Source organism: Asanoa siamensis (assembly GCF_016862555.1).
GTDB classification, from domain to species: domain Bacteria; phylum Actinomycetota; class Actinomycetes; order Mycobacteriales; family Micromonosporaceae; genus Asanoa; species Asanoa siamensis.
On record NZ_BONE01000026.1, the window covers coordinates 1 to 14,814 of the forward strand.

Here is a 14,814-nt window from a genome sequence, read left to right on the forward strand (position 1 = left end):
CGTCGGTGCCACTGCCGGCGCCCTCGCCACCGCAAGCCGCCATGCTCAGCGCCAGAGCGGCAGCGCCCAGAACGGCCAGAAGTCGTCTGTTCACAAGCTGTTCCCCCCTCCGGGGTTTGAAGCCATCAACGTTGCGCGGATTACAACGTCGGACAGTGTTAGCGCTAACAACGGCAGCGTCAACCCCTCGTACCGACATCCACCGGTCACGGTCTCGTAACAAGGAGGGTGCGTTCGCGGGCGCTCCGGCGCACCTGGCTTCCGGACGGCAAACAGGCCGACACGCTGCGTCTTCGCGGGACCGTCCACGGTGGTGTGAGCGCTAACAGACCTCGGACCCGCCGGGTACGCAGAGTGACGCGCCGGGACAGCGTGACACCGGTCGATGCGACTAGCCTCAGCCGGATGACGGGCTGGTTCGCGCGCCGCTACGGCGCCCTCACGGAGTGGGTCGACCGGCGGTTCGGGTGGCACCGGCTGCCGTTGCCGCTCGGCCTCGCGGTGCTGGTCGGCGTCCGCGACACGCTGCGCCGGGAGAACCTACACGACGCCGGTGGCCGGCCCGCCGCCGCGCCGTTCATGGCGGCCTACACGACGCGACGCACCGCGGACGGCGCGTGGAACGACCTCGACGACGGCGCGATGGGCATGGCCGGTGCCCGGTTCGGCCGTAACATCCCGATCGGTGCGGTGCTGACCGGCGACGCGCGTGATGTCCTGACACCGAACCCGCGTACGGTCAGCCGCGCGCTGCTGACCCGCCACGAGTTCCGACCGGCGCCGACGTTCAACGTGCTGGCGGCGTCGTGGATCCAGTTCATGGTGCGCGACTGGTTCACCCACGGTCACGGGCCGGCGTCGTCGGCGTGGTCCGTCCCGCTCGCGTCGGACGATGCGTGGCCGGGCGGTGAGCTGACGATCCCGCGCGTGCTCGGCGACGCCAACCTGCACAGCCACTGGTGGGACGGCTCGATGCTCTACGGCAACAGCGCGGCGGAGCAGCGGGCCGCGCGCACCGGCGTCGACGGCAAGCTGCGGGTCGGCCCCATGCGGCCGGTCGTCGACGGTCACGACCCGACCCGGGAGCCGGGTTTCTGGCTCGGGCTCCTGATGCTGCACGACCTGTTCGCCCGGGAGCACAACGCGATCTGCGACCGGCTGCGCGGCGAGCATCCGGGCTGGCTCGACGAGGAGCTGTTCCAACGGGCCCGGCTGATCCTGGCGGCGCTGCTCGCGAAGATCCACACCATCGAGTGGACGCCCGCGATGATCAACCACCCGACGACCGTGACGGCGATGCGGGCCAACTGGTTCGGGCTGGCCGGCGAGCGGGTCCGCCGCCGGTTCGGGCGGATCAGCTCCAGCGAGGCGATCAGCGGCATCATCGGGTCCGCGACCGACCATTTCGGGGTGCCGTTCACGCTCACCGAGGAGTTCGTCGCGGTCTACCGGATGCACCCGCTGATGCCCGACGACTTCGCCGTGCGCGCGGCCGCCGACGACGCCGCGGTGGGCTCGTGGACGCTGCGGGAGCTGTCGGGCCCCGCGGCGCTCGCGGTCGCCGCCTCGACGCGGATGGCCGATCTGTTCTACTCGTTCGGCACCGCGCACCCGGGCGCACTCGTGCTCGACAACTTCCCCCGGCACCTGCAGGAGTTCGAGCGGCCCGACGGGCGGCTGGTCGACCTGGCCGCCACCGACCTCGTGCGGATCCGGGAGCTGGGGGTGCCGCGCTACAACGCGTTCCGGCGGTTGATGCACCTCGAGCCGGTCGAGAGCTACGCGGAGCTGACCGGCGACGCGGCGCTGGCCGCGCGGCTGCGGGCCGTCTACGGCGACGACGTGGAGAGCCTCGACCTCATGGTCGGCATGTTCGCCGAGCGGCCGCCACGCGGTTTCGCCTTCAGCGACACGGCGTTCCGGGTGTTCGTGTTGATGGCGTCGCGCCGGCTCAACAGCGACCGGTTCTTCACCCGCGACTACACGCCGGAGGTCTACACGCGGGTGGGCCTCGACTGGGTCGCCGACAACACCATGACCACGGTGCTGCTGCGGCACCATCCGGAGCTACGGCCGGCGCTGCGGGCGGTGGCCAACGCCTTCCAGCCGTGGCGCCGCACCGACAACTGACGACGATCTATATTCTGTTTCATGCGAACCCGTCTTCTCGCGCTCCTGACGTTGGTCGTCGGTCTCCTCGCCGTCCCCTCCCCCGCCACGGCGGCTCTCGTCCCCACCCCGGTCGTCCCCACCCCGGTCGTCAGCGGCCCGGTCGCGGCCACCACCCCGGTCGGCGACCCCGGCCACGGCTACCCGTTCCTCGCCACCGACGTCGACCTCGCCGCGGCGGGCTACGTCGAGGAGGAGTTCTTCGTCAGCGGCACGGCCACCCGATACGCCACGAGCGGCACCGCCACGGCCACCGTCGTCAGCACGGGCCACCCGTACACGACGCGCATCGTGGTCCGTCGCCCCATGGTCGGTAAGGCGTTCAACGGCGTGGTGGTCGCCGAGTGGCTCAACGTCAGCAACCAGTGGGACCAGGAGGTCGACTGGTTCCAGTCGCACGAGCATTTCCTGCGGGCGGGCTACGCGTGGGTCGGCGTCTCGGCGCAGCGCGCGGGCGTGCACTCTGCCACGGGGTTGAAGGCGTGGAGCCCGGGTCGCTACGGCGCGCTCGACGTGACGGCGGGCGGCACGATCAACGACGACTCGCTGTCGTACGACATCTTCAGCCAGGCGGTGCGGGCGGTCCCCCTGGGCCCGCTTCCCCGGCCGTCGCTGGTGATCGCCACGGGCCACTCGCAGTCGGCCGGCCGCCTGGCCAGCTACTACAACGGCATCCACCCCCTGGCCGGCGTGGTCGACGCGGTCGTGCTGCACGGCGGCGGCGGAGTCCTGCGCACCGACCTCGCGACGAAGGTCTTCCGGATCAACTCGGAGGGCGACGTGGCGAGCGGCATCCTCCCGGCCGCGGCCCGCGCCCAGGCGGACTCGCCGGTGCTGCGCGCCTGGGAGGTGGCCGGGGCCTCGCACGGCGACTGGAAACTGATCACCGACTACGGCCCGCTGCGCAAGAGGGACATCGGTACCTACCCGGGCGGCTACCCCGGCGAGCCGCAGACGTGCGCGCTGCCGTCGCTGTCGCGGGTGCCGCAACACATGGTCCAGAACGCGGTGTACGACCACTCGGTCGCCTGGATCACCCGCGGCGTGCCGCCACCGACGGCGCCGAAGATCGCCATGACCGGCACGGCGGTGGCCCGCGACGAGCTGGGCCTGTCGCTGGGCGGCATCCGCCTGCCGCAGCACGAGGTGCCGCTGCGGGTCAACAGCGGCAGCAACACGGGTCCGGGCTTCTGCTTCCTGGACGGCAGCTCGGTGCCGTTGTCCGAGCCGCAGTTGGCGGCGCTCTATCCGACGGTGTGGTCCTACGCGGCCCCGTCGGTGGCGGCGACGTCCGCGGCGGTCCGTTCGGGCTACGTGCCGCGCACGGTGAGCCGGGACCCGGCCTGGTACTCGGACCTCCGCGACCTGATCGCGGACCACGCGGCGGCCGGCCGCATCACGCCGGAGGCGGCAAAGTCCCTCGGGACACTGCTGCGAGAGGCCGAACGCGACGGCGTGGCGGGCCGCGACCTGGCCGCGATCGTCCACCTGGCCCAGCTCTCCCTGCACGCCACACTGCGCGTCCCGGACGCCGCGGCCCGCACGTCGGTGCTCCGGTCGACCTCGGCCCTGAGCGGAGTCCTGGCCCTGACCTAGCCGACCGCGAGGAGGCCGCCGGTCGCGCGCGACGGGGTCGGCCCCGAACATCGAGGTCGGCCCCAATCGGCGCGGAGGCCGCGGGCCTCCGCGCGCCGAGGTCGGTCCCGGAGATCGTGGCCGGCGGTGTCGTACCCTCCCGCTAGGTTGCCGCCATGACTCCTGACGAGTTGCGGCGGCAGTCGTTGAAGGCCGCGTTGGACGACGCCCGCCTCGCCCGGGTCGCGTTCGACGACGTCGCGGGCTGGGTGGCTGCCGTCGGTCCCAGTCCCGAGGGTGCGCTCGGGGCCGACGTCTGGGCGTTCGACGCCGACCTGTCCCGGGTGCTGCTCGTGCGTCATCCATGGCGGGGGTGGGTTCCGCCCGGCGGCCGGGTCGAACCCGGGGAGACGCCCCGTGCCGCGGCGCGCCGTGAGCTGCGCGAGGAGACCGGGGTCGACGCCGATCTGCTCGACCGGCCGGCGGCGGCCAACGTCCGCTCCTACCACCCCGACTGGCCGGCGACCCTGAGCGTGTCCTACGCCGCGATCGTCGACGGCGCGGCGACGCTGACGCCCGAGCCCGGGCAGCCCGCCGCCTGGGTGAGCCTGGATCACCCGTGGGAGACCTGCTTTCCCGACGACCCGCTCCGCATCCGCCGGCACGCGCGGTGGCTGGCGACATCCCGCGACCCATAAGGCCGATTGGTCGTAATATCGGTAGATATGGCTACCCAGGCGGCCGGGCCGGGGCGTCCGGCGGCGGTGATCGAGCGGTGGTTGGCGCGGGTCGCGTTCCTGGCCGTGCTCGCCGCGTTCGCGGTGCCGGTGCTGGTCGCCGGCGTGCGCGGCAGCATCGCGATGCTGGTGATCGCGCTCGGGTGCCTGGTCGCCACCGTGGCCGCCGGCTGGTGGTTCCTCGCGCACGCCGGCATCGTGCGGTGGCTGGCCGCGGCCCTGCTCGTCGGTGCCCCGCTCGCCGTGCTGCTGGTCTTCGCGCTGCATCGGCTCGTCTGGGTCGCCGCGGTCTCGCTCGGCCTGCTCGCGCTGGCCGGTGGCGTCGGGCGGCGGGCGCTCGCCCAGGCCGTGCGCGCACCGCGCGAGGAGTTCACGCCGCCGCCGCAGCGGCCGTTCATCATCATGAACCCGCGCTCCGGCGGCGGGAAGGTCGGCGAGTTCCACCTGGCGGAGCGGGCGCGAGCGCTCGGCGCCGAGGTCGTGCTGCTCGACCCGACCGGCACCACCGACGTCGCCGCGCTCGCCCGCGACGCCGTCCGGCGCGGCGCGGACCTGCTCGGTGTGGCCGGCGGCGACGGCACCCAGGCCATCGTCGCCGGGATCGCGGCCGCACACGACCTCCCGTTCCTGGTCGTATCGGCCGGTACCCGCAACCACTTCGCGCTCGACCTCGGTCTCGACCGCGACGACCCGGCCGCCTGCCTCGACGCGCTCACCGACGGCGTCGAGGTCCGCGTCGATCTCGGGGACCTCGGCGGCCGGACGTTCGTCAACAATGCCTCGTTCGGGGTGTACGCCGCCGTCGTCCAGAGCGACGCCTATCGCGCCGACAAGGCCGGCACCGCCCTCGCGCTGCTCCCGGACCTGCTCGCCCAGCACGAAGGACCGCGGCTCCAACTACGCGTCGGCGAGGTCGTCTGCCCCGCGCCGCAGGCGATCCTGGTGAGCAACAACCCGTACACGGTGGACGACGTCGCCGGGCTGGGGCAGCGGCCCCGGCTCGACCGCGGCCGGCTCGGCGTCATCGCGCTGACCGTCGACTCGACCGCCGCCGCGCTGCGGCTGTTGCGCGGACGGCGGTCGGAGTCGGTCACCGTGCTGGCCGCCCCGGAGGCGACGATCGAGGCGGGCGGCGCCCGCGTGCCGGTCGGTGTCGACGGCGAGGCGCTCCTGCTGGAAACGCCACTGCACTGCCGGATCCGACCCAAGGCGCTACGGGTACGGGTGCCCCGCCACCGCCCCGGCGTCCGCGCTGCCCGGGCGGCCCTGGACTGGGTCCGACTCGGCCGGCTGGCGCTCTCGGTCGGTCACCGCCCGAAGCGGACCAAGCCTGGGCCGACCGGAGCGGGCTAGGCTGGGACGACGACCGCGGCCGTGCCGTAGGCGACGATCTCCGACAGGCCGTTGCCGATGTCCGACGAGTCGAAGCGCACCCCGATCACCGCGTTGCCGCCCAGCTCGTGGGCGTGCGCCACCAAGCGCTCGAACGCCGTGTGGCGGGCCGCGTCGACCACCTGCGTGTATTCGGAGACCTCGCCCTGGCGCAGCGCCTTGAAGCCGCCCGTCACCCCACGCACGACGCCCACGCTGCGGACGATGATGCCCCAGGCTATGCCCATCGTGCGGTCCACCCGATAGCCCGGCACCTCGAACGTGGTCGAGGCCAGGACCTCCGTCGTCGTCATGTCGTTCATCCTCGCCCGCCGCCGGCGCCCGGGTGGCTAGTTTGGACCGACCGACGACCAGCGCTCCAGCTCGACCCAGTCGAGCGCGTCGACCGCCGCCTGGACCTCCGCGATCGGGGTCGAGCAGATCGTGCCCGGCAGGGCCGGCACCAGCGTCCTGCCCGCGGCGTCGGTCAGCGCCAGCAGCTCCGGCATCAGGTGCACCGCCGGGCAGACCAGATCACCGGCCGGCTCCTCGGGCGGCAGCCGCAGGGCGCGGACGAGGTCGTCGAACGGACCCGTCGCGCGCTGCGCGGACGACCAGGCCGTGCCGCCCGACGACACCGTCACGCCGGGGCTGGCCAGCGCCAGCCGGAACGTACACCGGGTGACCGAGATCGGCCGGAAGTCGGCCGGCAACGGGTCCGCGGACCGCGCCGCGGACAGGGCGTCCACCGCGGGGCACGAGTTGGCCGACTGGTCGAGGTAGGCCGCCCGGTCGGGCGGCCCGGAACAACCCACCAGCGCGAGGACAGTCGCCACGACCACGGCGCCGAACCGTCGGGCATCCATAGAGGATGAGACCACGGGCAGGCGCGGTCGGTTCCCACCCGCTACCGTGCCGGGGCATGGCGCTTCACATCCAGAACGGTGACCTGCCCGGCAACGAGGTCTCGCGGACCTTCCTGGGGCGCGACCACGGCGGGGTCCCGATCTCGTTCTTCATCCAGGCGAGCCCGACGGGCCACGGCCCCGGACCGCACCGCCACCCGTACGCGGAGGTGTTCGTCCTGCACGAAGGCAGCGGCACCTTCCTGGCGGGCGACGAGACGATCGAGGCGCGGGGCGGCTCCGTGGTCGTCGTGCCGCCCAACGAGCTGCACGGCTTCACGGCCTCGTCGACCGGGCCGCTGCGGATGACCTGCATCCACACCAACGACGAGATGATCACGGAGTGGTCACTCCCGGCGGAGGACGACGACGAGCACCCGTAGCACCAGGACGACCGAGACGATCAGCAGGCCGTAGCCGAGCAGCGGGAACAGCGACACGGTCGCGCTGACCCGTGGGCCGCCGCCGGCGCCGAGCAGCACCACCGCGATGACGCCGGCGGCGGCGCCGATCACGGTCAGCAGCGCCCGGTTCACCAGGCCCGTCACCAGCCGGCGGTCCTGCTCGTCGGCGAACAGGCGCACGTTGACCCGCAGCCGCCCGTGTTCGAGCGCGTCGCCGAGGCGGTCGATCCGGCGCGGCAGGCGGCGCAGCACCGGCAGCAGGTCAAGCAACTCGTTCTCCAGCGACCCGCGCAACCGCTGCGGACCCAGCGCCTCCGCCACCCGCTGGCCCGCCGCCGACCGGGCATGGGCCACCAGGTCGAACCCCGGTCGGACGAGCCCGAGCGTCCCCTCCAGCGTGGCGAAGGCACGGAACACCGCGGCCACCCCGGGCGGTACGCGCAGGCCGTACGCGGTGAACGTGCGCAGCAGGGCCGACACGGCCGCGGCCGACGCGGAGCCGCCTGGTGCCGCGTACCGGACGATCAGCGCGCCGATCGCCCGCTGCAGGTCCCGCTCGTCGATCTCCGCCGGCCGGTCGACGATCTGGAGCAGCGCGTCGCTGACCGCCACCGAGTCGCCGCGGCCGAGCGCGCCGAGCAGGTGGCCGATGCCGGCCCGGGTGGCCGCGTCGAGCCGGCCGACGGAGCCCAGGTCGAGCACGCCCAGCCGGCCGTCCTCGGCGACGAGCACGTTCCCGGGGTGCAGGTCGACGTGGAAGATCCCGTGCACGAGCACCTGGTCGAGCATGGTGTCGACCAGGCCGGCGGCCAGCGTCGTCCGGCGCTCGTCGCCGAGGCGGTCCAGCACCGCCGCGGCCGTGCCCAGCGACGTGCCGGGCATCCGCTCCATCACCAGCACCCGTTCGGAGCTGAGCGCGGCGTGGGCCGCCGGCACCCGTACGCCCCGGTCCGGTGAGGACGCCAGCGCCGCCGCCATCGCCTGCAGGTTGTCGCGTTCCACGGTGAAGTCCAGCTCCTCACGCAGCGCGGCGGCGAAACCCGTGGCCAGGCCGACCAGCCCGAGCGGGCGGCCCCAGGACGTACGCTCCTCCAGCGTGCGGGCGAGCCGGAGCAGGATGTCGACGTCGCGCTCGACCACGGCGGCCACCCCGGGCCGGCGCACCTTGACCACCACCTCGGTGCCGTCGGGCAGCCGCGCCACGTGCACCTGCGCCACCGACGCGGCGGCGAGCGGCACGCGCTCGAACGAGGTGAAGACCTCGGCGACCGGCCGGCCGAGATCCGCGGCCAGGACCTCCGACACCGACTCCCAGGGCACCGGCGCCGCCCGGTCCTGCAGCGCGGTCAGCTCGTCGGCGATCTCCGCGGGCAGCAGGTCCCGGCGGGCCGACAGGAGCTGGCCGAGCTTGACGAAGGCGACCCCGCCCTCGTCGAGCGCCGCCCGCAACGACCGGCCGAGCCGGCGCCGTGCCGCCGCGGACGACGGCCCGGGATCGGGCCGGCCCCGCAGGAACCGGCCGAGACCGTGCCGCAGGGCGATGCGCACGATCGTCGCGTACCGCCGGCTCCGCGCGATCCGCCGGCGGGTGCCGCGCCAGAGCTCCACGGGGCCCGGCAGCGAGCCGGTCGGCAGCAGCACCTCGAGGATCACCAGTGCGGCCATCGCGATCAGCGCGGACACCACGATGGCGAGGAAGCCGAGCAGGACGGCCTCGCCCGCGCTCACGCTCCGCGGGTCGGCCGGCGCCAGCGCGTTGAGCACCGGGGTCGCGACCAGCACGACGAGCACGCCGGCCAGCAGCGTGCGGAACGGTCCGACGCGGACGCCGAGCAGCCGCCGGATCACGGCCGCGAACAGCAGCACCGTCAGGCCGACGGTGGGCACGAACAGCAGGATCGAGATCGTCGTCTCCACGACGCCCGACGATATCGAGGATGGTTCCTGGGCACCCGACCCCCGACGGGTGCCCAGGAGGTTCAGTGGGCCGAGCGGGTCAGGTTCCAGTAGCCGACGCTCGGCCGCATGCCGAAGCGCCCGTTCGTCCGCAGGATGGCGCGGTTGGTCACGTCGTTGTGCGTGGTCAGGCCGGCGGCGCCGGCCGCGCGGGCGTACGCCAGGTCGGCGGCCTTGAGCGCCTTGGCGATGCCGCGGCCGCGGTGGGCCTCCACGACTCCGGTGTAGACCGTGTACCAGTCCGTGCCCTTCCGCAGCGGGCTGATGATGGACATGGCGACCGGCGCGCCCAGGCCGTCCTTCTCGGCCAGCAGGACGACCCCGTCGCGCGGGATCGTCCGCCACGCCTGGGCCAGGTCGACGTGCTGGCCCTGCTCCCCCGGCAGCGGCAGGCCCGTCATGCTGCGTCCCAGGCAGAGCATGATCTCGGCCTCCTCGCAGACCAGGTCGCCGCGGCGCACGCGGATGCCGGCGGCCGCGGCGGACGCACCGGCCCGCGCGGCGAGTTGGGCACCGTCCGCGCCTGGCCCGGTCAGGTCGTAGCGCCAGCCGAGGCTGTGCGCCGTGACCCGCATGCCGTGCCGCTCCGCGAACCGCCGCCCGTCGGGCAGGTCGTCGCGCAGGGCGCTGGTCAGCACCTGGCCGCGGCCGAGCCGGGCCGCCGCCCACTCGACCTCGGCGGCGAGCACGGTGCCGATGCCCTCGCCGCGGTGGAACGCGTCGACCGCGACGTGCGCCGCGACCGTGCCCGGGAAGGTCGGCTCGGCGGTCAGGTGGGCGGCGCCGACGACGAGGCCGCCCCGCTCCGCGACGACGGCGTGGTGCGGGCCCGTCACGGCGCCGTTCGTGAGGCGCTCGACCAGCCGGAACCGCCGGTGCTCACCGGTCGTGAGCACCAGCAGGTCGACCGCACGGTCCAGGTCGGCGGCCTGCAGGGGCCGGATGACGACGCCCGCGGGGGCCGGTCGGGTGTGCGAGTGCATGGTCTCCTCTTTCGCGCGATCAGCGGGACGCGGGACGGCGAGAACCATGCTCACCGCGTACGGCCGCCGCGACATCGGGAACAGATCCGATCTCCTGGCCGACCGGGCGCGGATCGCCCTAGGGCAAATTCCCTACTCGGGTGCCGCGAGACCCCGGCGCAGCGCGATGGAGGCGGCCTCGGTGCGCCGCGAGGCGCCCAGCTTGGCGAGGATGTTGGAGACGTGCGTGCTCGTCGTCTTCGGCGAGATGAACAGCTCCTGCGCGATCTGGCGGTTGCTGCGACCACGGGCGACGAGCGCCAGCACCTCGAACTCGCGTGGCGTGAGGCCGAAGTCGGCGTCCCGGACGGCCGGCGGCTCGGCGGGTGCGGCCGCGCTCTCGGGCGAGCAGGCCGCGATGTCGGCGAGCAGCAGGTGGGCGCCGAGGCCCTCGGCGATCCGGCGCGCCCGGGCGAGCCGGTCCTGCGCGGCCGTCTCGTCGCCGCCGGCGCGCAGCCGGGCCCGGCCCTCACCGAACAGGGCCCGGGCCAGCTCGTACGGGCGGTCGAGGGGCTCGAACGCGGCGCCGGCGGCCGCCCAGGAGCCGGCCTCGTCGGCGCCCTCCGCGCGGCCCAGCTCGGCCCGCAGCAGCTGGTCGAAGGCCCGCCAGACCGGGAAGGCGACCGCGAAGCGGGCCGCGGCGCGCCGTACCGCCGCCAGCACCTCGAGGTCCGGGTCGGCGCCCTCGTCGGCCGCGTCGGCCTCGATGCCCGCCGCGGCGCACAGCATCGGCAGCGCGTAACGCACCGGCCCCGCGGTCAGGCCGGCGGCGTCCGCGCGGCGGAACTCGGCGCGGGCGTCGGCGAGCCGGCCCTCCCGGGCCAGGACCTGCATCATGACCTCGGTGAAGGCCACGAAGAGCTGCGGCTGGCGGTCCTCGACACCGAGCTGCGCGTGGGCGAGGCCGATCTGCTCGCGGGCGGCGCCGACGTCGCCGCGCAGGAGCCGGGCGATAGCCCGGCGGGCCGCCACGATGCCGTGCGGCTTGCACCCCTGGGCGAGCGCCGCCGCCTCGTCGAGGGCGTCGTCGGCCTCGGCCCAGCGACCGAGCGAGAACAGCGACAGCGAGCGGTTGCACTGGATCCACGCCTCGACGTCGGACAGGCCCAGCGACCGGCAGAGCTCGACGGCGTGGTCGCCGGCGGCCAGGGACTCGGCGGAGCGGCCCATGCCTTCCAGGGTCGACACCAGGGTCTGGTTGGCCGACCCGACGATCTCGGGCGCGCCGAGCTGCTCGCTGCGGTCCCGCACCGCGTAGAGCGTGGCGAGGCTGTGGCCGTCGTGGTCGGCCTCGGCGGCCAGCCAGCAGCGGATGATGCGCGCGTGCAGCTCCTGCTCCTCGGCGCCGATCGCGGCCGCGTACCGCACGGCCTCCTCGGCGGCGCGCTGGCTCGCCGGCCCCGGCCGGTGCCGCGCACCCCAGAGCGCGATCCGCACGAGCACGTCGGCGTAGACGGCGGACGGCGGCTGGTCGCAGCCGAGCTCGCGCGCGGTCCGCAGCTCCTCCCAGCCGTCGCCGCGGTTTCCGGTCTGCACGAACTGGGAGCGGCGCGCCCAGAGCCATGCGGCGCGCAGCGGGCCGGTCGCCGCCGCCAGCGCCGCGCGCAGGTGGTGCAGCGCCCGGTCGAGGTCACCGCTGCCGGCGGCGGCCACGGCCGCGGTGGCGAACAGGTCCGTCCGGTCCGGACCGCGGTGGTCGGGCCCGTAGCCCGCGGGCGGGTAGCCGGCCGGGGTGGTCAGCGCGGGCAGGCCGGCGCGGACCGGCTCCGCCACCCGGTCCCAGAGCAGCAGCGCCCGCTCGAGCATCCGAAGCTGCTCGCCGTACGCGTACCGGTCGTGGGCGCAGTTGGCGGCCAGCACGCTGCTCTCCAGCGCCTTCTCGTGGTCGAGCGCCGCGAACCAGTGCTGGGCGAGCCGGCCGCGCCGCTCCTCGGCCCGGACGAGCGTGCCGTCGGCCTCCATGACCTCCGCGTACCGCCGGTTGATCAGCGCTTGCTCGCCCGGCAGCAGGCTGTCGCTGACCGCCTCCCGCACCAGCGCGTGCCGGAACCGGTAGCCGGCGCCGTCGGGTTCGGTGACCAGGATCTGGGCGAGCACGGCGGAGCGCAGGCCCTCGATCAGCTCGTTCTCGGCCAGCCCGGTCACCGCGAGCAGCAGCGGGAAGCCGACGACGGTCCCGCTCTCGGCGGCGATCCGGACGATCCGCTGGCTGTGCTCGGGCAACGCCTCGACCCGGACGAGCAGGAGGTCGCGCAGGTCGTCGAGGCGCATGTCGCGGTGGTCGCGCAGCCCGCGCGCGAGCTCCTCGACGAAGAAGGCGTTGCCCTCGGACCGCGCGTAGATCTCGTCGAGCACCGGCGGCTCGGGCTGCGCACCGAGGATGGCGGTGACCTGCTTGGTGACCTCGACCCGGTTGAACCGGGGCAGGTCGACACGGCGCACCGCGCGCAGCCGGTCGGTCTCGGCCAGCAGCGGCCGCAGCGGGTGGCGGCGGTGCAGGTCGTCGGAGCGGAGCGTGGCCAGCAGCAGGAAGCGCCCCGAGCGCCGGGCGCGCAGGAGGTAGCCGAGCAGCTCGCGGGTGGCCGGGTCCGCCCAGTGCAGGTCCTCGATCACCAGCACGACGAGCCGGTTGGTCGCCAGCCGCTCGAGCAGCCGCGCGGTCAGCGTGAACAGCCGGGCGACGTCGTCGTCGGCCCGCCCCGCCGGCGCGGCGCCGGGCGCCAGGTCGGGCAGGATCCGGCCGAGCAGCGCCTCGTGACCGGCGCTCGCGGCCCGCACCTCGTCGGGCAGCAGCCGCCAGAGGACGCGCAGCGCGGCGGAGAACGGCGCGAACGGCAGTCCGTCGCCGGCGACCTCGACACAGCCGCCGACCGCCGCGACGGAGCGGTCCGGCAGCTCGCGCAGGACCTCCTGGACCAGCCGGGTCTTGCCGACCCCGGCCTCGCCGCGGACGATCACCGCCTGGGGCTGACCCCGGTTGGCGGCGTCGACGGCGCGCGCCAGCTCACCCAGCTCGGTCCCCCGCCCCACGAACACCGGGCTGCACACGGTCTCGTCCACGCGCCCAGCATGCCCGGGCGCGGCGGCGCTGGACGGGCCCGAAGGCTGGCGATATGTGCGAGTTGGGTCACCCCGGTACCGCATGTCCGCGCGGCATCGGGGTAGGCGACCCCCATGACTGAGCCGGAGGAAGACCGCGAGAAGGCCCCCAAGACCGACGCCGTCCTGTTCAAGGGTGAGAACAAGAACATCGCCGACATCAGGCGTCACGAGGAGGACCCGGACCGGCCGGACCGCCGCTCCCGCGGGGACGAGCGCGAGCGGGGCCGGTCGGACCGTAAGAAGTGATCAGCAGCGGGGCACGCCGGGGATGAAGCCGTTGTGGCCCGTGTTGACGTACGTGTCGGAGACCCAGCGGCCCACGCCGATGCGGTTCCACACGTTGCTCGTGCCGAACGTGCCCGTGACCGTGGTGCCGGTGGCCTGGCACCAGACCGTGACCGCGGCGCCGTCCGCGACCGAGCCGACCACCGCGTAGCCCGTGCCCGGGCCGCCGCGGACGTTGAGGTTGGTGGAGGCCGTGTCGACGGTGCCGCGCCCGGTCCCGGTCACGCCGTTGACGAGTTGCATGTAGTAGGTCCAGTTCCAGTGCGGGCCCGGGTCGGTGTGGGTGGCGCCGGGGACCTCGCGGTGGGCGATGATGTGCGCCCGGTCGCGCGGGATGCCGTACTTCGTCGTCAGGTTGCGGGTCAACGTCGCCGACGCCCGGTACATCGCGTCGGTGAACCAGGCCGGGTTGTCGACGAAGCCCTCGTGCTCGATGCCGATCGAGCGCGTGTTGTAGTCCCAGTTGCCGGCGTGCCAGCCGATGTCCTTCTCCCGCACCGACTGCGTCACCGCGCCGTCCGAGGAGCGGAAGGTGTAGTGGGCGCTGACCTTCGACGCCGGGTTCTGGAACCAGGAGATGCTGCCCGCGTACGAGCCCTGTGTCACGTGGATGACCACGTAGTCGATCGGGTAGCTGCTCTCCCGGCTGGAGACCGTGAAGTTGGCGGAGTGCGCCGGCGCCCACACGGCCGGGCCGTAGTCGGCGCTGAGCACCCCGACGTCGCCGCCGCCCCAGGCCGGCACCCGGGCCAGCGCACCACGGTCGGGCGCGACCGGCCGGGCGGCCACCGTCACCGGGCCGTCGAAGCCCGTGGCGAGGTGGCCGTAGACCGTATCGGCGAACAGCCGGGCGAGCGGGCCGTCGACGTCGCCCGCGAACCGGGCCACCGGGCCGTACCAGCGGTCGACGTCGTCGCGGGCGGCCGCGTCGAGCCCCGCCCCGTCGGCGTAGGAGCGCAGCACGGCGGCCGCGCCCGCGACGTTCGCCGGCCCGCTGGTGCGCAGGATCTCCCGCGGGAGCCCGGTCAGCGCCGCCGCCGTGGTGAGCGTGCGCTCGTCGAGCTGCATGATGCCGCGCTCCCCGGCCCGGCCGACGGCGCCCTGGTCCAACCTGGACTGTGTGTAGCCGAGCGACAGGAGCAGATCACGGGGGACGTCGTAACGGGCGGACGCGGACGCGAACATCGCGGCCGGCGCCGGCGTGCGGTCGGCGGCGGGCGCGGCGACACCGGTCGGCACGGCGGCCAGCACGGCGGTGAGCACCAGATGGAGGACCATCGCCGCACCG

12 protein-coding genes are annotated in these 14,814 nt (G+C 74.4%); 6 read left to right on the forward strand and 6 right to left on the reverse strand.

The annotated features are described in order from the left end of the window. The first annotated feature begins 405 nt into the window (after positions 1-405). The 4 genes from Asi02nite_RS17380 (at position 406) to Asi02nite_RS17395 (ending at position 5,834) form a co-directional block, all read left to right on the forward strand. Positions 406-2,130, forward strand: coding sequence for a peroxidase family protein (locus Asi02nite_RS17380; RefSeq protein ID WP_203714132.1), 1,725 nt, complete (start codon positions 406-408; stop codon positions 2,128-2,130). A gap of 21 nt (positions 2,131-2,151) precedes the next feature. After that, positions 2,152-3,765 carry an alpha/beta hydrolase domain-containing protein gene (locus Asi02nite_RS17385; RefSeq protein ID WP_203714133.1) on the forward strand — a complete coding sequence of 538 codons (1,614 nt, stop codon included), beginning with the start codon at positions 2,152-2,154 and terminating at the stop codon, positions 3,763-3,765. A 155-nt stretch (positions 3,766-3,920) separates the two neighbouring features. Beyond that, the gene (locus Asi02nite_RS17390) at positions 3,921-4,442 is read left to right on the forward strand and encodes an NUDIX domain-containing protein (RefSeq protein ID WP_203714134.1); all 522 of its coding nucleotides are present in this window, start codon (positions 3,921-3,923) and stop codon (positions 4,440-4,442) included. A 27-nt stretch (positions 4,443-4,469) separates the two neighbouring features. After that, the gene (locus Asi02nite_RS17395; protein ID WP_203714135.1) at positions 4,470-5,834 is read left to right on the forward strand and encodes a diacylglycerol/lipid kinase family protein; all 1,365 of its coding nucleotides are present in this window, start codon (positions 4,470-4,472) and stop codon (positions 5,832-5,834) included. Here the strand turns inward: Asi02nite_RS17395 and Asi02nite_RS17400 are convergent. Both Asi02nite_RS17400 and Asi02nite_RS17405 read right to left on the reverse strand, forming a co-directional pair. Beyond that, positions 5,831-6,166, reverse strand: a complete 336-nt coding sequence (locus Asi02nite_RS17400) for a heavy metal-binding domain-containing protein (RefSeq protein ID WP_203714137.1) — start codon at positions 6,164-6,166, stop codon at positions 5,831-5,833. The two genes, Asi02nite_RS17395 and Asi02nite_RS17400, sit on opposite strands and share 4 nt — an antisense overlap. A gap of 36 nt (positions 6,167-6,202) precedes the next feature. Further along, positions 6,203-6,694, reverse strand: a complete 492-nt coding sequence (locus Asi02nite_RS17405) for a hypothetical protein (protein ID WP_203714139.1) — start codon at positions 6,692-6,694, stop codon at positions 6,203-6,205. Positions 6,695-6,774: 80 nt separating this feature from the next. On the opposite strand from Asi02nite_RS17405, the gene Asi02nite_RS17410 reads away from it, so the two are divergent. Continuing rightward, a complete protein-coding gene (locus Asi02nite_RS17410) occupies positions 6,775-7,140 on the forward strand; it encodes a cupin domain-containing protein (RefSeq protein WP_203714141.1) in 366 nt (121 codons plus the stop codon). On the opposite strand, the gene Asi02nite_RS17415 is transcribed toward Asi02nite_RS17410, so the two are convergent. The 3 genes from Asi02nite_RS17415 to Asi02nite_RS42345 all read right to left on the reverse strand — a co-directional run bounded on the left by Asi02nite_RS17415 (position 7,105) and on the right by Asi02nite_RS42345 (position 13,199). Continuing rightward, entirely contained in the window at positions 7,105-9,078 is a 1,974-nt protein-coding gene (locus Asi02nite_RS17415) for an ABC1 kinase family protein (RefSeq protein ID WP_239126777.1), read from the reverse strand. The two genes, Asi02nite_RS17410 and Asi02nite_RS17415, sit on opposite strands and share 36 nt — an antisense overlap. A gap of 62 nt (positions 9,079-9,140) precedes the next feature. Next, positions 9,141-10,100: a GNAT family N-acetyltransferase gene (locus Asi02nite_RS17420; RefSeq protein ID WP_203714143.1), complete on the reverse strand. Its 960-nt coding sequence runs from the start codon at positions 10,098-10,100 to the stop codon at positions 9,141-9,143. A gap of 132 nt (positions 10,101-10,232) precedes the next feature. After that, entirely contained in the window at positions 10,233-13,199 is a 2,967-nt protein-coding gene (locus tag Asi02nite_RS42345; protein ID WP_203714145.1) for a helix-turn-helix transcriptional regulator, read from the reverse strand. A 114-nt stretch (positions 13,200-13,313) separates the two neighbouring features. On the opposite strand from Asi02nite_RS42345, the gene Asi02nite_RS17430 reads away from it, so the two are divergent. Continuing rightward, complete coding sequence (locus Asi02nite_RS17430; protein ID WP_203714147.1) at positions 13,314-13,487, forward strand: hypothetical protein; 174 nt, start codon at positions 13,314-13,316, stop codon at positions 13,485-13,487. Here the strand turns inward: Asi02nite_RS17430 and Asi02nite_RS17435 are convergent, their stop codons facing one another. Continuing rightward, a complete protein-coding gene (locus Asi02nite_RS17435; RefSeq protein WP_203714148.1) occupies positions 13,488-14,804 on the reverse strand; it encodes an N-acetylmuramoyl-L-alanine amidase in 1,317 nt (438 codons plus the stop codon). Between the last annotated feature and the right edge of the window lie 10 nt (positions 14,805-14,814).